Source organism: Pseudooceanicola profundi, from assembly GCF_050897955.1.
Classification (GTDB): domain Bacteria; phylum Pseudomonadota; class Alphaproteobacteria; order Rhodobacterales; family Rhodobacteraceae; genus Pseudooceanicola.
The window spans coordinates 975,634-995,197 of the sequence record NZ_JBPAXZ010000001.1; the positions used below are offsets into that span (position 1 = coordinate 975,634).

The 19,564-nt window shown below is 63.4% G+C and carries 22 protein-coding genes; 12 read left to right on the forward strand and 10 right to left on the reverse strand.

What is annotated here, in order from left to right; translation table 11 throughout:
• Window positions 1-91: 91 nt before the first annotated feature.
• The 3 genes from ACRARG_RS04895 to ACRARG_RS04905 all read right to left on the reverse strand — a co-directional run bounded on the left by ACRARG_RS04895 (window position 92) and on the right by ACRARG_RS04905 (window position 2,197).
• On the reverse strand, window positions 92-403 hold the full coding sequence (locus tag ACRARG_RS04895; protein WP_432688872.1) for a hypothetical protein: 312 nt from the start codon (window positions 401-403) through the stop codon (window positions 92-94).
• Between the two features lie 25 nt (window positions 404-428).
• On the reverse strand, window positions 429-797 hold the full coding sequence (locus ACRARG_RS04900) for a response regulator transcription factor (protein ID WP_432688873.1): 369 nt from the start codon (window positions 795-797) through the stop codon (window positions 429-431).
• Window positions 798-883: 86 nt separating this feature from the next.
• On the reverse strand, window positions 884-2,197 hold the full coding sequence (locus tag ACRARG_RS04905; RefSeq protein ID WP_432688874.1) for a helix-turn-helix domain-containing protein: 1,314 nt from the start codon (window positions 2,195-2,197) through the stop codon (window positions 884-886).
• A 211-nt stretch (window positions 2,198-2,408) separates the two neighbouring features.
• On the opposite strand from ACRARG_RS04905, the gene ACRARG_RS04910 reads away from it, so the two are divergent.
• From ACRARG_RS04910 to aat, 10 genes are all read left to right on the forward strand, one after another.
• Window positions 2,409-3,755 carry a substrate-binding protein gene (locus ACRARG_RS04910; protein ID WP_432688875.1) on the forward strand — a complete coding sequence of 449 codons (1,347 nt, stop codon included), beginning with the start codon at window positions 2,409-2,411 and terminating at the stop codon, window positions 3,753-3,755.
• A 129-nt stretch (window positions 3,756-3,884) separates the two neighbouring features.
• Window positions 3,885-4,916: a branched-chain amino acid ABC transporter permease gene (locus tag ACRARG_RS04915; RefSeq protein WP_432688876.1), complete on the forward strand. Its 1,032-nt coding sequence runs from the start codon at window positions 3,885-3,887 to the stop codon at window positions 4,914-4,916.
• Between the two features lie 4 nt (window positions 4,917-4,920).
• Window positions 4,921-6,108 carry a branched-chain amino acid ABC transporter permease gene (locus tag ACRARG_RS04920; RefSeq protein ID WP_432688877.1) on the forward strand — a complete coding sequence of 396 codons (1,188 nt, stop codon included), beginning with the start codon at window positions 4,921-4,923 and terminating at the stop codon, window positions 6,106-6,108.
• An 11-nt stretch (window positions 6,109-6,119) separates the two neighbouring features.
• A complete protein-coding gene (locus tag ACRARG_RS04925; RefSeq protein WP_432688878.1) occupies window positions 6,120-6,884 on the forward strand; it encodes an ABC transporter ATP-binding protein in 765 nt (254 codons plus the stop codon).
• A 143-nt stretch (window positions 6,885-7,027) separates the two neighbouring features.
• Complete coding sequence (locus tag ACRARG_RS04930; protein WP_432688879.1) at window positions 7,028-7,783, forward strand: ABC transporter ATP-binding protein; 756 nt, start codon at window positions 7,028-7,030, stop codon at window positions 7,781-7,783.
• A 70-nt stretch (window positions 7,784-7,853) separates the two neighbouring features.
• Window positions 7,854-9,803, forward strand: coding sequence for an acetate--CoA ligase (acs, locus tag ACRARG_RS04935; RefSeq protein ID WP_432688880.1), 1,950 nt, complete (start codon window positions 7,854-7,856; stop codon window positions 9,801-9,803).
• A 223-nt stretch (window positions 9,804-10,026) separates the two neighbouring features.
• Window positions 10,027-10,680: a PRC-barrel domain-containing protein gene (locus ACRARG_RS04940; protein ID WP_432688881.1), complete on the forward strand. Its 654-nt coding sequence runs from the start codon at window positions 10,027-10,029 to the stop codon at window positions 10,678-10,680.
• 196 nt (window positions 10,681-10,876) lie between these two features.
• On the forward strand, window positions 10,877-11,365 hold the full coding sequence (gene accB / locus ACRARG_RS04945; protein WP_432691316.1) for an acetyl-CoA carboxylase biotin carboxyl carrier protein: 489 nt from the start codon (window positions 10,877-10,879) through the stop codon (window positions 11,363-11,365).
• Between the two features lie 13 nt (window positions 11,366-11,378).
• Window positions 11,379-12,728: an acetyl-CoA carboxylase biotin carboxylase subunit gene (accC, locus tag ACRARG_RS04950; protein WP_432688882.1), complete on the forward strand. Its 1,350-nt coding sequence runs from the start codon at window positions 11,379-11,381 to the stop codon at window positions 12,726-12,728.
• 263 nt (window positions 12,729-12,991) lie between these two features.
• Window positions 12,992-13,645, forward strand: coding sequence for a leucyl/phenylalanyl-tRNA--protein transferase (aat, locus tag ACRARG_RS04955; RefSeq protein ID WP_432688883.1), 654 nt, complete (start codon window positions 12,992-12,994; stop codon window positions 13,643-13,645).
• Here aat and ACRARG_RS04960 read toward each other — a convergent pair.
• Genes ACRARG_RS04960 through ACRARG_RS04970 form a run of 3 tightly spaced genes read right to left on the reverse strand, consistent with a single transcriptional unit; the run spans window position 13,609 to window position 14,855 of the window.
• Complete coding sequence (locus ACRARG_RS04960) at window positions 13,609-13,989, reverse strand: DUF2155 domain-containing protein (protein ID WP_432688884.1); 381 nt, start codon at window positions 13,987-13,989, stop codon at window positions 13,609-13,611. The two genes, aat and ACRARG_RS04960, sit on opposite strands and share 37 nt — an antisense overlap.
• The gene (gene mlaD, locus ACRARG_RS04965) at window positions 13,989-14,438 is read right to left on the reverse strand and encodes an outer membrane lipid asymmetry maintenance protein MlaD (protein ID WP_432688885.1); all 450 of its coding nucleotides are present in this window, start codon (window positions 14,436-14,438) and stop codon (window positions 13,989-13,991) included. Before mlaD ends, ACRARG_RS04960 begins: the two co-directional genes overlap by 1 nt.
• Before the next feature lie 33 nt (window positions 14,439-14,471).
• Window positions 14,472-14,855, reverse strand: a complete 384-nt coding sequence (locus ACRARG_RS04970; protein WP_432688887.1) for an NADH:ubiquinone oxidoreductase subunit NDUFA12 — start codon at window positions 14,853-14,855, stop codon at window positions 14,472-14,474.
• 162 nt (window positions 14,856-15,017) lie between these two features.
• Here ACRARG_RS04970 and ACRARG_RS04975 point away from each other — a divergent pair, with 162 nt between their 5' ends.
• Window positions 15,018-15,458: a GFA family protein gene (locus tag ACRARG_RS04975; RefSeq protein WP_432688888.1), complete on the forward strand. Its 441-nt coding sequence runs from the start codon at window positions 15,018-15,020 to the stop codon at window positions 15,456-15,458.
• 5 nt (window positions 15,459-15,463) lie between these two features.
• Here ACRARG_RS04975 and ACRARG_RS04980 read toward each other — a convergent pair whose 3' ends face one another.
• From ACRARG_RS04980 to ACRARG_RS04995, 4 genes are all read right to left on the reverse strand, one after another.
• Window positions 15,464-15,817: a Rid family hydrolase gene (locus ACRARG_RS04980; protein ID WP_432688889.1), complete on the reverse strand. Its 354-nt coding sequence runs from the start codon at window positions 15,815-15,817 to the stop codon at window positions 15,464-15,466.
• A 73-nt stretch (window positions 15,818-15,890) separates the two neighbouring features.
• Window positions 15,891-16,409: a hypothetical protein gene (locus tag ACRARG_RS04985; RefSeq protein WP_432688890.1), complete on the reverse strand. Its 519-nt coding sequence runs from the start codon at window positions 16,407-16,409 to the stop codon at window positions 15,891-15,893.
• Window positions 16,410-16,419: 10 nt separating this feature from the next.
• The gene (gene clpX / locus ACRARG_RS04990) at window positions 16,420-17,685 is read right to left on the reverse strand and encodes an ATP-dependent Clp protease ATP-binding subunit ClpX (RefSeq protein WP_432688891.1); all 1,266 of its coding nucleotides are present in this window, start codon (window positions 17,683-17,685) and stop codon (window positions 16,420-16,422) included.
• Between the two features lie 184 nt (window positions 17,686-17,869).
• Window positions 17,870-18,502 (reverse strand): ATP-dependent Clp protease proteolytic subunit, encoded by a 633-nt coding sequence (locus ACRARG_RS04995; RefSeq protein WP_432688892.1) that lies wholly within the window; start codon window positions 18,500-18,502, stop codon window positions 17,870-17,872.
• 273 nt (window positions 18,503-18,775) lie between these two features.
• Here ACRARG_RS04995 and ACRARG_RS05000 point away from each other — a divergent pair, with 273 nt between their 5' ends.
• Window positions 18,776-19,465, forward strand: a complete 690-nt coding sequence (locus ACRARG_RS05000) for a DUF1045 domain-containing protein (protein ID WP_432688893.1) — start codon at window positions 18,776-18,778, stop codon at window positions 19,463-19,465.
• Window positions 19,466-19,564: the final 99 nt, after the last annotated feature.

Sequence of the window (19,564 nt, forward strand, 5' to 3'; positions counted from 1 at the left end):
AGCCCGGCCCGGCAGGCCTGACATCCCGTCCGTCCCCGGGGCTCCCCGGGATCACCATGGCAGGCCGGCAGCAGGCCGGAGCGGCGGCACCTCACACCTCGTCCTCCCGCCTATCCGGGCCCGGCGTGGCCCCCGGATCGATCCAGCGGGCCAGCAGAACCGCCGCCCCGACCAGCAGAAACCAGACCCCGAACACATAGATGATCGCGGTCGAGGTCGCCGGCGCGCCCTCGGCCTCTCCCTCGGGCCAGAGCAGCGGGATCGCCAGCAGCACAGCCCCCAGCACAGGCAGCAACCGCGCCGCATCGGCCAGCCGGCGTTGCCGGTAAGACCCCTTTTCCAGAAACAACGTGCCCTGCCGGCGCGTCGGCGGCGGAGCCTTGTCCTGCCCACCCCCGGTCATATCTCCGACCTTTTCACCGCTATCTTCAGGATGTGACAAGCGCGTTGACCGCCTCCAGCATCTCGGCATTGGCAAAGGGTTTGGACATGAAGCGGCTGGCGCCCAGGCTTTCGGCCATTTCCCGGTCCTTCGTCTGTCCGCGTGCGGTCAGCACCAGCACCGGCAATGCCGCAGTCCGGTCATCCGCCCGCAGATCGCGCAGGATATCATAGCCCGACCGGCCCGGCAGCATGACGTCCAGGATTACAAGGTCCGGGCTTCGCCGGACCACGGCCGCGACCGCATCCGTGCCATTAGCATGCGTGCTGACGCGCCATCCGTCGCGGGACAGGATGAAACTGATTGCTTCACTGATATTGGGTTCGTCCTCGATCACCAGAACGTCTTTGCCCATCCGGTCCTCCCCTCCCGTTCAGGCCACCTCTTCGTAAGTTCTAGCAGTTATTCACATGGATGTGAGCCAAGTCAAAGACCAAGATGTCACGCCCCCCTGTCCATGATCGACCGTTCGCGTCGCGCCGGGCATCCGGCCTTGGGGCAGATACGGCAGCTTGGCCCGACCAACTGCGGCGCGGCGGGCTCCGTGACATCGGTCTGCAACAGCATATGAGGCCGCAGCAGCGGCGCGCGGCCCACCATCGGCGGCCCCTGCGGATCAACCACGGCATGGGCCACAAAGCTTGAATTGCCCCGGCCGGCAAAGGCCAGATGCGCCCGGATCGGGGTCAGCGGCTGCTGCACAGCCTCAAACAGCGGCAACAGCGGACAGGCAGAGCCGAACCGCGGCATCGGGAAATTCGGCGGCACCTTGCGGAACAGCACCGTGCCGCTGACATCGCTGACAATCAGGCCAAACGGCCCGCCAAGCCGCGCCCCCGCCTCTTCCGGCAGGCAGGCCAGGCGGCGCATGACCAGCGCCGTTCCGCAACCAAGCTCTGCCGCCAGCCGGCTGGGGTCCAGCAGCGGCCCCGGATCCGACGCGGCCTCAAGCAATCGCGGCAAGGGAAGCGCCAGCGCATCATCGCGGTACTGCAGCAACATGGCGCGCAGCAGCCCCGGCCCTGCGGCCTCCGGACCGGCCTCCTCCAGCAGAGGCTCCACATCCCCGCCGTCCTCCAGCGTCGCCATGTGATAGCCGCGCGCCTCGAAAAACGCATCGACCAGATCCTGCGGCATCTGCCCGGCCATCCCCGCCCGGTCGGCCCTGTCGGCGGCATCAAGCTCGGACACCAGCCGCTGGGCGCCCTGCGCCAGCCGGGCGCTTTCTTCGTGGATATTGCGATGGAAGCGGTCACGCCATTCCGGCTCCAGCCCCTCCGTTTCGACCAGAATGGAGGCGGAGGCCCGGATCGCCGTGACCGTCGACAGCACCTCGTGCATGGATGCGGCCAGAAGCGGATCATGCGCCAGCCGGTCCGTCAGCACCTCGACCGACCGCTCCAGATCCCCGATCCGGTGATGCTGGTCGCGGATGAGCTGCGCCCAGCCGGTCAGCCGTCCCGCCAGCTCCTCCGTCCGGTCCAGCTCGGCCCCGGCAGCAGGACGGGCCGCGGCGGCCTCCCGCAGGCTGGACGTCAGGGCCGCCTCCGCCCCTTCGGTCAGATGAACCGGTTCGACCCCCAGAGCCGCAGCGATATCGAGCAGCAATTTGCCCCCGATGGACCGCCGGTTATGTTCGATCAGATTAAGATAAGACGCAGAGATCCCGACACCCCGGGCAAGCTCTGCCTGACGCAGCCCCGACATCATCCGGCGTTCGCGGATCCGGCTGCCAGTCAGCCCCCCGCGCGACACGTGGTTTTCCGTAGCATTTCAACGCCTTTCTGCAGCGCGAAAAAATTAATTTACAAATACCGCAGATGCAGCGTGGAAATATTTACAGAAAAATACAACAAGTAAAAGATGTTGTTGCGATGTTTACACGAACCGGGCGATAAACCCTTTGCACATTCGTGTCCGCAGCGCGTGAGGAGATGCGCTGCAACCACCACTTGGGAGGAAACTCATGACCAAACCGACTCTGTCGCGTCGTGGCCTGCTGAAGACCGGTGCCGTAACCGGCGCGGGCCTTGCACTGCCCACGATCTTCACCGCACCCTCGGCCCATGCCTTCACCAACAACCCGACCGGCAGCACCGTAACGCTGGGCTTCAACGTGCCCCAGTCCGGCGCCTATGCCGACGAGGGTGCCGACGAACTGCGCGCCTATGAGCTGGCTGTCGAACACCTGAACGGTGGCGGCGATGGCGGCATGCTGAACACCTTCAGCTCCAAGGTGCTCGACGGCACCGGCATCCTGGGCAAGAAGGTCGAATATGTGACCGGCGACACCCAGACGAAATCCGACGCCGCCCGCGCCTCCGCCAAGTCCATGATCGAAAAGGACGGCGCCATCATGATCACCGGCGGCTCCTCCTCCGGTGTGGCCGTGGCCGTGCAGGGTCTCTGCCAGGAAGCGGGCGTCATCTTCATGGCCGGCCTGACCCATTCCAACGACACGACCGGCAAAGACAAGAAGGCCAATGGCTTCCGCCACTTCTTCAACGCCTACATGTCTGCCGCGGCCCTCGCGCCGGTGCTGGAAAAGCAGTATGGCAGCGACCGCAAGGCCTACCACCTGACCGCCGACTACACCTGGGGCTGGACCCAGCAGGAATCGATCCAGGCCGCTACGGAGGCCATGGGCTGGGAGACCGTCAACAACGTGCTGACGCCGCTGGCGCAGACCGACTTCTCCTCCTACATCGCCCCGGTTCTGAACTCAGGCGCGGACCTGCTGGTGCTGAACCACTACGGCGGCAACATGGTCAACTCCCTGACCAACGCCGTGCAGTTCGGCCTGCGCGAGAAGCAGGTGAACGGCAAGAACTTCGAGATCGTCGTGCCGCTCTTCTCCCGCCTCATGGCACGCGGTGCCGGCGAGAACATCAAGGGTATCCTTGGTTCCACCAACTGGCACTGGTCGCTGCAGGACGAGGGCTCCCAGGCCTTTGTACGCTCCTTCGGCACCAAATACGGCTTCCCGCCGTCCCAGGCAGCGCATACCTGCTACGTCCAGGCGTTGCTCTATGCCGATGCGGTGACCCGGGCGAACTCCTTCAACCCCTGCGATGTGGCTGCGGCGCTGGAAGGGTTCGAGTTCGACGGTCTGGGCAATGGCCCGACCCTCTACCGCGCCGAGGATCACCAGTGCTTCAAGGACGTTCTGGTGGTGCGCGGGAAAGAAAACCCGACCTCCGAATTCGACCTTCTGGAAGTGGTGGAAATCACCCCCCGCGGCCAGGTCGAATACGCGCCGGATCACCCGATGTTTGCCGGCGGCAACCTCGGGCAGTGCAACCCGGGCGCCTGAGCCTGACACAGGATGGGTGCAAGCACCCATCCTACACCACACAGACCATTCCGTAGGACACGGAACCGGACCCGGCCACAGCGGCCGGGCCGGCACCTTTCATTCAAAAGCCAGACCTGAGGGGGGACAATGGACGCCATCATCCTGCAGATACTCAACGGCCTCGACAAGGGTTCGGCCTATGCGCTGATCGCCCTTGGCCTGACGCTGATCTTCGGCACGCTCGGCGTGGTGAATTTCGCCCACGGGGCGCTCTTCATGATCGGCGCCTTCTGCGCCGTGACCCTGAACAAGATCTTCAACCTCTCCTACGAGGTGATCGATCCGACCAAGAAGGACTTCCTCGGCAATCCGCTGAAGGTGAAGGTTCCCTATGTCGAAAGCTGGTTCGGCCCCGATTTTGGCCATGCGCTGATCGACTGGTCGGTGCCGCTCGCCATCCTCTTCTCGATCCCGATCATGATCGCCCTCGGCTTCATCATGGAGCGCGGCCTGATCAAGCATTTCTACAAGCGCCCCCATGCCGACCAGATCCTCGTGACCTTCGGTCTGGCCATCGTGCTGCAGGAGATCATCAAGTCAAACTTCGGCGCCAATCCGATCCAGACCCCGGCGCCCGAGATGTTCCGCGGCTCCTTCGATTTCGGCACGATGCTGGGCTTTGACCCGAACGTCATCATCTATCCCTACTGGCGTATGGTCTACTTTGCCTTCGCGGCAATCATCATCGGCGGCGTCTTCGCCTTCCTGCAGTTCACCACCTTCGGCATGGTTGTCCGTGCCGGCATGGCGGACCGCGCCACGGTGGGCTTGCTCGGCATCAATATCGACAAGCGCTTCACCATCATGTTCGGCCTCGCCGCCGCTGTCGCGGGACTGGCGGGGGTCATGTACGCGCCGATCAACAGCCCCAACTACCACATGGGCATGGATTTCCTCGTGCTCTCCTTCGTGGTCGTCGTGGTGGGCGGCATGGGCTCCCTGCCCGGCGCTGTCGCCGCGGGCTTCCTGCTGGGGGTTCTCGAAAGCTTTGCCTCGATGAATGCCGTGAAACAGCTGCTGCCCGGTATCGACCAGATCATCATCTACCTTGTCGCGATCGTCATCCTGCTTGCCCGGCCACGTGGCCTGATGGGCCGCAAAGGCGTGATGGAGGACTAATCCAATGCTCGGACTCAACCGCAAAGACTCTCTCATCCTGGCCGTGGTGGCGGTGCTCACCCTCTTCGCGCCGTTCATCCTCAACCTCTTCCCGACGAATTCGGAGCTGGCCTTCTTCAACGCGGGCTATCCCGACCTGATGCAGCGCTTCGTGATCTTCGGGATCTTTGCCATCGGCTTCAACATCCTCTTCGGCCTGACCGGCTACCTCTCCTTCGGCCATGCGGCCTTCCTCGGCGTGGGCTCCTACGCGGCGGTCTGGATGTTCAAGCTGCTCAGCTACAATGTCATTCCGGCGATCATCCTGTCGGTCATCGTCGCGGGCCTCTTCTCTGCCGTGATCGGCTTCATCTCGCTCCGGCGCTCGGGCATCTACTTCTCGATCCTGACGCTGGCCTTCGCCGAGATGTCCTTCCGCCTGGCCTATTCGGTGCTGACCCCGCTCACCAATGGTGAGACCGGCCTGCAGGTCTACACGGACGATCCGCAGATCCTGTCGAACGGCGTCAACAATGTGCCGCACCTCTTCGGGCTGGAGATGCGGGCGCGGGAGACGATCTCCGTGGGCCCTTGGGATTTCACCTTCCCGGTGGGCTACTACCTCTGCGCCATCATCCTGCTGGCCTCCTTCTACCTGTCGATCCGCATCTTTCGTTCTCCCTTCGGGCTGATGCTGCGGGCGATCAAGTCGAACCAGACCCGGATGACCTATACGGGCCTCAACCCGAAACCCTACACGCTGGCGGCCTTCATCATCTCCGGCATGTATGCGGGGCTGGCCGGTGGTCTCCTGGCCTCCATGGACCCGCTGGCCGGCGCCGAGCGGATGCAGTGGACCGCCTCCGGCGAGGTCGTCATCATGACCATCCTCGGCGGCGCCGGCACCCTGATCGGCCCGATCCTGGGCGCAGGCACGATCAAGTACCTCGAAAACGTCTTCTCCAAGATGAACGAGAGCCTGCTGGAGCACTGGTTCGCCTTCCTGCCCCACTGGCTGCAGGAGACCGTGGTCTGGTGCGTGTCGAAGTTCACCGGCGAAGGCTGGCACCTGATGATGGGCGCGCTCTTCATGGCCGTGATCATCTTCCTGCCCGGTGGCCTTGTCGAAGGCGGACAACGTCTTCTCAACCTCTTCTCGCGTAAATCCCGCAGTGAAGAGGCCCGCGCCACCAAGACCGAACCCGCAGAATAAGGAACACGACAATGGGCATTCTCGAAGTCAAGAACGTCAACAAGCGGTTCGGTGGTCTCAAGGCCCTGTCCGAGGTCAACCTCAGCGTCGCCGAAAACACCGTGCACGCGATCATCGGACCAAACGGCGCGGGCAAGTCGACCCTGCTGAACTGCCTCGTCGGCAAGCTGATCCCCGATACCGGATCGGTCATGTTCGACGGCCAGTCGGTGCTGGGCCGCTCGCCCTATGAGATCAACCAGATGGGCATCTCCCGCGTGTTCCAGACGCCCGAGATCTTCGGCGATCTGAACGTGATGGAGAACATGATGATCGCCTGTTTCGCCAAACGCGACGGCGCCTTCACCCTGCAGGCCATCGGCAACATGATGAAGGAGAAGGAGGTCGTGGAAAAGGCGGAGCATATGCTGGAAAGCATGAACCTCGCCGACAAGCGCGACATGCACACCGCGTCGATGTCCCGCGGCGACAAGCGCCGGATGGAGATCGCCATGTGCCTCAGCCAGGAGCCGCGCCTGCTGCTGCTGGACGAACCGACCGCCGGCATGGCGCGCGCCGACACCAACAACACGATCGACCTGCTGAAGAAGATCAAGGAAGAGCGCGACATCACCATCGCCATCATCGAACATGACATGCATGTGGTCTTCTCGCTGGCCGAACGGATCACGGTGCTGGCTCAGGGCACACCGCTGGTTGAGGACACGCCGGAAAACATCAAGGGCCATCCGAAGGTGCGCGAAGCCTATCTGGGCGAAACCCAGGTTGCCGCCTGAACGATGAGGCGCGTGGCGGCAAAACCGACTGGCCCGGGGATGGGTGAGATCACCCATCCTACGCCATGGCCCGCCGCCCCGGCCACAATACTCCACGCCCGTAGGATGGGTGCCTGCACCCATCTCCACCGAAAGGACAGGACATGAACGTCAAACCCGACTTCTCCAAGGGCCACAACCTGGCCGAAACCGCGCCCGCCTTCCTCTCCGTCTGGAACATGGAGGCCTATTACGGCGAGAGCTACATCGTCCAGAACGTCAGCTTCAACGTCCATGAGGGCGAGATCCTCGCCCTGCTCGGCCGCAATGGCGCGGGCAAGACCTCGACCCTGCGCTCCATCGCCCGCATGGACAATCCGCAGGTGACACATGGCGAGATTTGGCTCGATCACCAGCCGCTGCACAAGATGTCCTCCTACCAGGCCGCCCAGGCCGGTATCGGCCTCGTGCCGGAGGATCGCTGCATCATCCCCGGCCTGACGGTGGAGGAAAACCTGCAGCTCGCCCAGATCGCCCCGCCCATCGGCTGGTCGCTCGACCGGCTTTACGACCTCTTCCCCCGCCTCGGCGAACGCCGCAAGCAGGAGGCTGTGACCCTCTCGGGCGGCGAACAGCAGATGCTGGCCATTGCCCGGGCGCTGGCCCGTGACATCAAGGTGCTGCTGCTGGACGAACCCTATGAGGGCCTCGCCCCCGTGATCGTCGACGAGATCGAGAAGACGCTGCGCATCATCAAGGAACAGGGCATCACCACGATCCTTGTCGAACAGAATGCCGTGCGCGCTCTGGAACTTGCGGATCGGAGTGTTATTCTCGACACCGGATCGGTTGTCTTCGACGGCTCCGCCAAGGAGGTTCTGTCGAACGCCGAACTCCGCGCCGAATACCTCGCCATCTGACGATGGCCCAGCCTGTGCCGTAGAGGAGCGGCGCAGGCGACCCCATGCAGCAAAGACCAGAGGATCTGTCATGACCGATCAGACCTACCCCCCGTCCGCCAATATCGTGAAGAACGCCCATGTGGACATCGCCGGCTATGAGGCGATGTATCAGGCCTCCGTCACCGACCCCGACGCCTTCTGGGGCGAAGAGGCGCGCAAGCGGCTCGACTGGATCGAGCCCTTTACCAAGGTGAAGGACACCAATTTCAATCTGGGCGAAGTCAGCATCAAATGGTTCGAGGACGGCGTTCTGAACGTCGCGCATAACTGCATCGACCGCCACCTCGCGACGCGCGCCGAGCAGACCGCGATCATCTTCGAGCCCGACGATCCGGAGACGCCCGCCCAGCACATCACCTATGCAGAGCTGCATGAAAAGGTCTGCCGCTTCGCCAATGTCCTGCTGGCGCAGGGCGTGATGCGTGGCGACCGCGTCATCATCTACCTTCCAATGATCCCGGAGGCCGCCTATGCCATGCTGGCCTGCGCCCGGATCGGGGCCATCCATTCGGTCGTCTTTGCGGGCTTCTCCCCGGACGCCCTCGCCAACCGGATCAACGACTGCCAGGCCAAGGTCGTCATCACCGCCGACACCGCCCCGCGCGGTGGCCGCCGCACCGCGCTGAAATCCAACACCGATGCCGCGCTGCTGCATTGCTCCGACAAGGTGCGCTGCCTTGTCGTCAAGCATACCGGCGACCAGACCACCTGGATCGAGGACCGCGATGTCGATGTGAAAGCGATGATGGAGCAGGTTGCGCCCGATTGCCCGGTGCGCCCGATGACTGCCGAAGACCCGCTCTTCATCCTCTATACCTCCGGCTCCACCGGAAAACCCAAGGGCGTGGTGCACAGCTCCGGCGGCTACCTGCTTTATGCCTCCATCACGCAGGAGCTGACCTTCGACTATCACGAGGGCGATGTCTTCTGGTGCGGCGCGGATGTCGGCTGGGTCACCGGCCACACCTATATCCTCTACGGCCCGCTCGCCAATGGCGCGACCACGCTGATGTTCGAGGGCGTGCCGACCTACCCCGATGCCTCCCGCTTCTGGCAGGTGATCGACAAGCACAAGGTGAACCAGTTCTACACCGCCCCGACCGCGATCCGGGCGCTGATGGGCGCCGGCACCTCCTTTGTCGAAGGCCATGACCTGTCGTCCCTCAAGGTGCTGGGCACGGTGGGGGAGCCCATCAACCCGGAGGCCTGGAACTGGTACAACGACCATATCGGCAAGGGCCGTCTGCCCATCGTCGACACCTGGTGGCAGACAGAAACCGGCGGTCACATGATCACCCCCCTGCCCGGCGCCACGCCCACCAAGCCCGGATCGGCGACCAAGCCCTTCTTCGGCGTCCAGCCTGTGGTGCTGGAACCGACCTCCGGCGACGAAATCCATGAGGTGAAATGCGAGGGCGTGCTGGCCATCAAGGACAGCTGGCCCGGCCAGATGCGCACCGTCTGGGGCGACCATGAACGGTTCGAGAAGACCTATTTCTCCGACTACAAGGGCTATTACTTCGCCGGCGACGGCTGCCGCCGCGACGCGGACGGCTATTACTGGATTACCGGCCGGGTCGATGACGTGATCAACGTCTCCGGCCACCGTATGGGCACGGCGGAGGTCGAATCGGCGCTTGTCGCCCATGCCAAGGTGGCCGAGGCCGCCGTGGTCGGCTACCCGCATGAGGTCAAGGGTCAGGGCATCTACTGCTACGTGACGCTGATGAACGGCGAAGAGCCGTCGGAGGAGCTGAAGAAAGAGCTCCGCACCTGGGTCCGTCAGGAAATCGGGCCGATCGCCTCTCCCGACCTGATCCAGTGGGCCCCGGGCCTGCCCAAGACGCGGTCGGGCAAGATCATGCGCCGCATCCTGCGCAAGATCGCGGAGAATGATTACGGCGCGCTTGGCGACACCTCGACCCTCGCCGATCCCTCGGTGGTCGACGACCTGATCGAGAACCGCGCGAACCGCTGACGCGCCTTCCGTAACGTCACAAAATTCCAGAACGCCCGGCTTCGCCCGGGCGTTTTCTGTTTCACCCCACGGGGCATTCGCGCCAACCCCATGAAACCCAGTAAGAAATACCGCACCGGCAGTTTTCCGCACGCCAGCCTGACGCCAATGGGAACCCATCGCCGCCCCGCCCGTTCTCCCTGCAGACGATCGAAACAGCGAAACAGAGAGAAGGAGACATCTCATGAAACCGCTGAAGACAACTCTGCTGACGACTGTTGCCGCGCTGGCCATTGCCGCGCCCGCCATCGCTCAGGACACTTCCGTGGATGCCGACGCATCCGTGAAAACCGAAATGGGTCAGGCGGCTGACTCGGTTGAAAACACGATGGATCAGGCAGGCGACGCAGCCGCCGAAGCCGTCGATGAAACCGCCGACGCGACCGAAGAGGCCGCCGAGGAGACCGGTGACGCCGTGACCGACACCGCCGATGCCGCCGGTGACGCAATGGAAAACACCGCTGAAGAGGCCACCGACATGGCCACTGATACCGACAGCAGCATGAGCGCCGACGCCGAAGTGACCGCCGACGCCGGCCCGATGACCGTAGATACGGTTGTGGGCACGAATGTCGCCGCCTCCTCCGGTGAAAGCATCGGTGAGATCGACCGCATCGTTGACATCAACGGCGAGACGATGGCCGTGGTCGGTGTGGGCGGCTTCCTCGGGATTGGCGAACATGACGTCGCCCTGCCCGTGTCCGAGCTGATGTATGACGGCAATACCATCGTCGCGATGGGCTACACCCGTGAGCAGCTCAAGAGCATGGCCGAATACAATGCCGAGCTTGCCACCGATATCGAAGGTGACGCCGTGGTGGAGCTGGGCGACTCGTAATCCCCGCACCGCGCAAGGCGACTATATGCAGAGGGGCCGTCTCCATCCGGGGGCGGCCCTTTGCTTTTGCCCTTTTTCTCAAGGGTTAACGCATCATCAACGGCAATGCTTTTCACCCGGAACCGCATGCCCTATAAGCGGGCCACCCGGTGGTGGCGCAACCATGACCGGTCCCGCAACCACTGGCGAGACACGCATGACCAACAAGACGACCGAAGCCGACGTGGCCTTCATCAAAGCGCTGGCGGAACTGCTGCGCGACAATGAACTGACCGAGATCGAGGTCAAGCGCGACTATGGCGAGGATGACAGTCTGAACGTCCGGGTCTCCAAGAAGGTCGAATATGCGCCCCCCCTGGCGGCCCCCGCGCCCGTCGCGACCCCCGTAGCCGCAGCCCCGGCCGCCGCTGCCGCCCCGGCCGCAGCGCCCGAGGAAGACCCGGCCCAGCATCCCGGCGCCGTGACCTCCCCCATGGTGGGCACCGTCTATCTGCAGCCCGAACCGACCGCCCCCGCCTTCGTCAAGGTCGGCGATCAGGTGAGCGAGGGGCAGACCCTGCTCATCGTCGAGGCGATGAAGACCATGAACCAGATCCCCGCGCCCAAATCCGGCACGGTAAAGCGCATCCTCGTCGAGGATAAGGCCGCCGTCGAATACGGCGCCCCCCTGATGATCATCGAATAAGGCCCCCAGCCAGATGTTCGAGAAAATCCTGATTGCCAACCGTGGCGAGATCGCCCTGCGCGTCATCCGCGCCGCGCGCGAGATGGGCATACAGTCGGTGGCGGTGCATTCCACCGCCGATGCCGATGCCATGCATGTCCGCATGGCCGACGAGTCGGTCTGCATCGGCCCGCCGCCGGGCACCGAAAGCTACCTGCATATCCCTGCGATCATTGCCGCCTGCGAAGTCACCGGCGCCCAGGCGATCCACCCAGGCTACGGCTTCCTGTCGGAAAACGCGGCCTTCGTGCAGATCGTCGAGGATCACGGCCTGACCTTCATCGGCCCCACCGCGGAACATATCCGCATCATGGGCGACAAGATTACCGCCAAGGACACGATGAAGGACCTGGGCGTGCCCTGCGTTCCAGGCTCCGACGGCGGCGTGCCGGATCTGGCCGCGGCCAAGAAGATCGGCCGCGAATTCGGCTACCCCGTCATCATCAAGGCCACCGCCGGCGGCGGCGGCCGCGGCATGAAGGTGGCCCGCAACGAAGGCGAAATGGAATCGGCCTTCCAGACCGCCCGGTCCGAGGCCAAGGCCGCCTTCGGCAACGACGAAGTCTATATCGAGAAATACCTCACCACCCCGCGCCATATCGAGATTCAGGTCTTCGGCGACGGCAAGGGCCGCGCTGTTCACCTGGGCGAACGCGACTGCTCCCTCCAGCGCCGCCACCAGAAGGTCTTTGAAGAGGCCCCCGGCCCCTGCATCACGCCGGAAGAACGCGCCCGTATCGGCAAGACCTGCGCCGACGCCGTGGCCAAGATCAATTATGCCGGCGCCGGCACGATCGAGTTCCTCTACGAAAACGGCGAGTTCTACTTCATCGAGATGAACACCCGCCTGCAGGTGGAACATCCCGTGACCGAAGGCATCTTCGGCGTCGATCTGGTGCGCGAACAGATCCGCGTGGCCTCCGGCCTGCCCATGTCCTTCGAACAGGAGGACCTGCAGATCAACGGCCACGCAATCGAGGTCCGGATCAACGCGGAAAAGCTGCCCGATTTCGCGCCGCGCCCGGGCAAGATCACGGCCTTCCACGCGCCCGGCGGCCTCGGCGTCCGGATGGACAGCGCCCTCTACGACGGCTATTCCATCCCGCCCTATTATGACAGCCTGATCGCCAAGCTCATCGTGCATGGCCGCGACCGCCCCGAGGCGCTTGCCCGCCTGCACCGCGCGCTCGGCGAGCTGATCGTGGACGGCGTAGAGAACACCGTGCCGCTTTTCGATGCGCTTCTCCATGAGCCCGATATCCATACCGGCAATTACAATATCCACTGGCTGGAACACTGGCTGGAACAGGGCAAGCTCGGCTGACGCCTGTGCCAACGGCGGGGCTGGAGGGCTCTGCCCTCCAGACCTCCCGGGATATTTTCTGCAAGAAAAAGCAGAGGCCCGTCAGATTATGGGACTGGCCTGACAAAGCCCGCCCGTTCTTTTTCTTGCCCGAAATATCCCGGGGGGAGTCGCGTCAGCGACGGGGGGCTGGCCCCCCGCCCCGCCTGCCGCAGGCGCAGCCCCTCTCGTCATTTATTCTGATCCATGCCACACTGAGTGAGAGCGATCAGAAGCAGCCGGACATGAAAGACCACGACCCCGACGACATTTCACCCGAACTGCTGTTGCATGCCTATACCTCGGGCGTTTTTCCCATGTCCGACCACCGAAATGATCCCGAAATCTTCTGGGTTGAGCCGCGCAGGCGGGGCGTTTTCCCATTGAACGGGTTCCGGATATCTCGTTCTCTCGCCAGGGCGCTGCGTCGCGACGATTATAGCGTGACCCTCAACCGAGATTTTGAAAGCGTGGTCGACGCCTGCGCCGCGCGGGAGGAAACCTGGATCAGTACGCGCATTGCCGACCTCTATTCCCAGCTGCATGAAAGAGGCCACGCCCATTCACTGGAGGTGAACGACCAAAACGGGCTGATCGGCGGCGTTTACGGTGTCAGCCTCGGCGGCGCCTTTTTTGGCGAAAGCATGTTTTCACGCCGCCGCGATGCGTCGAAGATCGCGCTGGCCTGGCTGACGGCGCATCTGCGGACCACCGGTTTCGTTCTGTTCGACACCCAGTTTCTGACCAGTCATCTCGCCTCTCTGGGCGCGATCGAGGTCAGCCGGGCCCAGTATCGTGCGCTTCTGGCCGACGCCCTGCCTCATCCGGCGGACATCAGAGCCGCCCCCCTGCCGGCATCAGGTCAGGCGGTCGTACAGGTCAATACCCAGATATCGTAACGGAAATGGTCCAGCGGGTTCAGCGCCGGGCTGGACGCGACCATCCATCCGGAAAAAACCGGGTCCGCCGATTTTGCCGGTTCCGAAATGGTCATGAAGGCATATGCATCGCCTGCGGGATTCCCCTCCGGGTAGCGACATTCCCACATGGTCACGGAAAGCTTGCCGATCATGGCCGCGGATCCGGCGGGGATCGTGACGTCCAGCGTCTCTCCGCTGATCTTGTCGAGACCACGCAGCACAGCCCCCGCGCCGACGCTGACATCTTCCTGCGCAGTCAGGGAGAGCGGCAGAACAAGCATGGCCGCGGACAACAGGCCGCTCAGAACTCTACGGCGCCGCATCAGCTGTCTCCGCCGCCGCCCACGAATTTCATCAGCAAAGAGATCAGGCTGACGGCGCCCTGGGTATCGACAACCTCATCGCCCGCTGCGAGGGGAAAGGTGGACCCGCCTGGCAGGATTTCCAAAAAATTCCCCCCGAGCAGCCCTTCCGAGGACACCACGACAGAACTGTCATCCGGCACCTCGATACCATTCTTCACGGTAAATTCGGTCACCGCGCGAAACGTCTGCGGGTCAAGCGTGATGCCTGTGACGGTTCCGACCTTGACCCCGGCAAGCCTGACATCCGTGCCCAGCTTGACGCCCTCGGCAGAGCGGAAGGAAGCCGTCAGCGGATAGCCGGCCGATGCCCCGCCCACGCCGGCCGCCTGGCCCGCATAGACGCCAAAACCAATGGCCAGCGCCAGTACGACGCCCCCGACAATAACCTCTGTGGTATTCTGCGACATGGCCCCCGCCCGTCTCTGGCCGATTTCGACCGGTTATTCCGGGCTCCAGGCCTCATAATCCTGCCGCGCGACAGGCTCCGGACGGCGCAGCGACCCGGCGGGCACATAGGCCTCCGGCGTGCCGGTCAGGTTCGGAAGATGCGGCTTTTCCCAGGCCTTGTGGGGCAGCGGCTTGTCCGAGGGCAGCTCGTCAAACGTGTGGTGCAGCCAGCCGTGCCAGTCGGGCCCGATACGCGACGCCTCAACCTCACCATTGTAGATCACCCAGCGTTTCTTGCCGTCATTGGCGGAATAGAAGACATTGCCATATTCATCCTCGCCCACCTTGGTGCCTTTGCGGCGGGTGTAGAGCATGGTGTTCAGGGTTGCCCCGTTCCACCAGGTGGCCGCACGCAGCAAGGTATTGAGAATGCCCATAAGACGCCTCCGGTAAGTCATCCCTGATATGACCGATCCGGGGCCGGAGATCCAGCCCGGAGTGCGCCACGCGCGCGATCACCTTTCCGCCACTGGTCCGGACATTGTTTGTCTAACCTCAGGCCGCGCTTTAGCCTTGCCGGAGGTAACGAGGAGATGGATATGCATCTGACAGGAAGCTGCCTCTGCGGTGGCATCGGATTTGAGCTCGACGGCTGGGCGAGCCCCGTTCAGGCCTGCCACGCCAGCCGCTGCCGCAAGGCCACCGGGGCGCTATATTCGCCGGAGGTCGCGGCCTCCGCTGCGGCCTTCCGCTGGGTCGGCGACGAGGGCCTTATCCGGCAGTACGACGCCCCGATCCTGCATGAACCGCCCGCCTACCGCAGGTGTTTCTGCGACCGCTGCGGATCGCCGCTTCCAGTGGTGATTGCAGAGGCCGGGATCGTGATCCTGCAGGCCGGAATATTGGATGGCACGGCAGAACTACCCGTCTTCCGTCATGCCTTTGTCGGGCAGAAATCGCCCTGTTGCGATATCACTGACGGGCTGCCGCAGTTTGACGGACAGCCGCCGGCGCCGGATCCGTCGGTCCTGCTGGGCTGAGCGGGTCACCCCGCCAACGCCGTCACCTCGATCTCGATCCGGTATTTCGGGTCGATCAGCCCGCATTCGATCATGGTCGCGGCGGGCGGGTTCTGTCCGAACGCCTCTGCCAGGATCGGCCAGCAGGGTTCGAATTCCCTGCGGTCCGGAAGGTAATAGGTGACCCGCACGGCCTGCGACAGAGACGAGCCCGCCTTTTCCAGCGCCGCTGTGATGATGGCCAGTGCCGCGCGGCACTGCTCTTCGACCGTATCGCCCTGCCCGACCGTGCCCGCGACATGAACAAATCCGCCCGCCACCACGGCGCGGCAATAGCCGATCTTCGCCTCGAATTCGCCACCGGAAGAAATACGTTGCATATGGGCCCCCTATGCCATGTCGCGCCAAGATTCCCCGGGGCCGCGGGAATTTCCAGCCCCATGATGCAGCACATCAGTCGCTCCGGCGCACAATCAGGGCAAGGCCATGTGCGGGGGCGTAGAGCCCGCTTTCCTCATACCCCTCGATCCACCAGCTGGCGGGATCATGCGCCGCATCGCGGATGCGCGCAGTCAGGGTGTCGGACCAGTGGTCATGGGCACAAAAGCTCAGCGGGTCGCGTTCATATCCCGCGCCCGGTGCGAAAAACGGGCTAGGACCGGCGCGCCAGTCGCCTGCCCGCAGGACAGCATTCGGAATGGCAATGTCCCGCGTTGGCGCCTGATCCGGCGTGCCATCGGGCAGGTCGACAACCGAATAGCTGCAGCCAAAGCCCTGAAATAGGCCAAGCCGGGCGCGGCTTTCCAACCGCTCGGCGCCCGGCGCGACCTCTCCAAACGCGGTGCGATGAAGGGACCAGCTTTCCCGCAGCTGTCGCCAGGTCCAGGCGGCCCAGAGCAGCACAAACGCAAGCAGGAGCAGCGCCAGAGCCGCCAGAACTGCCGTCAGCCCCCAGCGAAGCAGACGCCGCACGGCAGGCTACTTAGCCCGCCGTCGCGCCTTCTTTCTTGGCCTCGGCGTAGATCATCAGCGGCTTGGCGTCGGAGGTCACGGCCTCCTCGTTCACGACAACCTCGGTCACATTCTCCATGCCCGGCAGGTCGAACATCGTGTCCAGAAGGATGTCTTCGAGGATGGAGCGCAGGCCCCGCGCGCCGGTCTTGCGTTCGATGGCGCGCTTGGCGATGGCGGTCAGCGCATCGTCGGTGAAGGTCAGTTCCGCATCCTCCAGCTCGAACAGACGCTGGTACTGTTTGACCAGCGCGTTCTTGGGCTGGGTCAGGATGGTGACCAGCGCTTCCTCGTCCAGATCCTCCAGCGTCGCCAGAACCGGCAGACGGCCGACGAATTCCGGGATCAGACCGAATTTCAGCAGATCCTCGGGCTCCAGCTCCTTGAAGAGCTCGCCTACGCCGCGGTCGTCATTATCCCGCACCTCTGCGCCAAAGCCCATGGCAGAACCCTTGCCGCGCTGCGCGATGATCCGGTCGAGGCCCGCGAAGGCGCCGCCGCAGATAAAGAGGATGTTCGTCGTGTCCACCTGCAGGAATTCCTGCTGCGGATGCTTGCGCCCGCCCTGCGGCGGAACGGAGGCCACGGTGCCCTCCATCAGCTTCAGCAGCGCCTGCTGCACGCCTTCGCCCGACACGTCACGCGTAATCGACGGGTTTTCCGACTTGCGGGTGATCTTGTCGACCTCGTCGATATAGACGATGCCGCGCTGCGCCTTCTCGACGTTATACTCAGACGCCTGCAGCAGCTTGAGGATGATGTTCTCCACATCCTCGCCCACGTAACCGGCCTCCGTCAGCGTGGTCGCATCGGCCATGGTGAAGGGCACATCGAGGATGCGCGCCAGCGTCTGCGCCAGCAGCGTCTTGCCGCAGCCGGTGGGGCCGATCAGCAGGATGTTCGACTTCGCCAGTTCGATATCGCCGCCCTTGGCCGAATGGTTCAGACGTTTGTAATGGTTGTGCACGGCGACGGAGAGGACGCGTTTGGCCACCTTCTGACCGATCACGTAATCATCCAGAACGCCGCAGATTTCCTGCGGTGTCGGCACCCCTTCGGAGCTTTTCAGCCCGGTCGCCTTGGTCTCTTCCCGGATGATGTCCATGCAGAGCTCGACGCATTCATCGCAGATGAACACCGTCGGTCCGGCGATCAGTTTGCGGACCTCGTGCTGGCTTTTGCCGCAGAAGCTGCAATAGAGGGTGTTCTTGCTGTCACCGCCTGAGTTGTTCGCCATCATACACCTTTCGCCCCGACGCCCGGGGTCTTCATCCGGAACGCGGCGCTGCCCTGCACCGCGAAGAGGTTCGCCCGCATCATAGGCGGGCATCCTTTTTATTCTATGGAGGGTAGCCTAGGACAGGGCCCCGGCTACCACAATGTCAAAAATTCGTCACGCGAGCCGCGTGACAGAAGCGTGATTACTTCGCCTCATCATCGCCCTTGGGGCGGCTTTCAAAGATCTCGTCGATCAGGCCCCAGTCCTTGGCTTCCTGGGCGGTCATGAAATTGTCCCGCTCCAGCGCATCCACAACTGTTTCGAAATCCTGACCGGTGTGTTTCACATAAATCTGGTTCAGCCGCTCTTTCAGCCGTTCGGTATGTTTGGCGTGGATCATGATATCCGTCGCCTGACCGCGATAGCCGCCGGAAGGCTGGTGCACCATCACCTCTGCATTGGGCAGGGCATAGCGCATGCCCCCCTCACCGCCCGCGAGCAGCAGGGAGCCCATGGAGGCCGCCTGCCCGATCACCAGCGTACCGACCTTGGGCCGGATATACTGCATCGTGTCATAGATCGACAGGCCCGAAGTCACGACGCCGCCGGGGGAGTTGATGTACATCGAGATATCTTTCGACGGATTTTCCGCCTCAAGGTGCAGCAGCTGTGCCACGATCAGCGAGGACATCCCGTCATGCACCGGACCGGAGACGAAGATGATCCGCTCCTTCAGCAGGCGCGAGAAGATGTCATAGGCCCGTTCGCCCCGGCTGGTTTGCTCAACCACCATGGGCACAAGGGTATTCATATAATTTTCGTAAAGGTCGCTCATCCCGCACCCTGCCTGTTCTACCGTTTCGATCCGTAACGATCATGTTCTAACAGAATCTTAGTGACGCGGCTGACCGGCTGCAAGGCCACCCAGGCAGCTTTCCGACTGGCGCTGGCCTGGGCGGGACCGGGACGCGATGGCCGCGACGCGCGGCACCTGCGGCGCGCCTCTTCTCGCAACCGGTGTCACAAAACATGCATCGCCCTGAAATAGAGGGTGGTCCCGGCCCGGACGGTCATGTCATCTGGCGCCGCAACACGGTGGAAGATGCGCATGCAGGACTATGGCAGAGTCGCCCTCTATTTTGTCCCGGAGCCCGGCCCGCTGGCCGATTTCGGGTCATCCTGGCTGGGCTGGGATATCGCGACGGGCCAGCCCTGCCCGCATCCGGACAGTGCGGATCTGCCGGTCCCGGTCGAAACCCTCACCCGGGTGCCGCGCAAATACGGGATGCACGGCACGCTGAAGCCGCCCTTCCGGCTGGCGCCCGGCTATCGCGCCGAGGATGTCGAGGAGACCGCCCGCCTGATCTGCGCCAGCATCGCCCCCGTGCCGCTTGGTCGCCTTCGTCCCGCCCGTATCGGCAAATTCCTTGCCCTCGTTCCGGAGGGACCGACCCCGGAACTCGCCGCGCTGGCAGAGCAGCTGGTGCGTGGGCTGGATCAGTTTCGCGCGCCCCCATCACCGGAAGAACTGGCACGGCGGCGGAAACAGCGCCTGAGCCCACGCCAGGAGGAGCTGCTGATGCAATGGGGCTACCCCTACGTCATGGAGGAATTCCGCTTCCACTGCACGCTGACCGGCCCGCTGGATGCGGAAATCGCGGGCCCGGTCCTCGACTGGATCGATTCGCGGATTGCAAGCATAGTTATTCAACCTGTGATTGCAAGATACGTAAGCTTTGTCGGAGAACGTGCCGACGGACGCTTCGAAGAGATCAGCAAAGTTCCGCTGACGGGTTGATATTCAATAATATTTAAGCACTCCTAAAAAAACCTGACCGAAAGGTCAGATAATTGCGGAAAACCCCTCAAAAAAGTGTTAAAAACTTGGCATATCCTT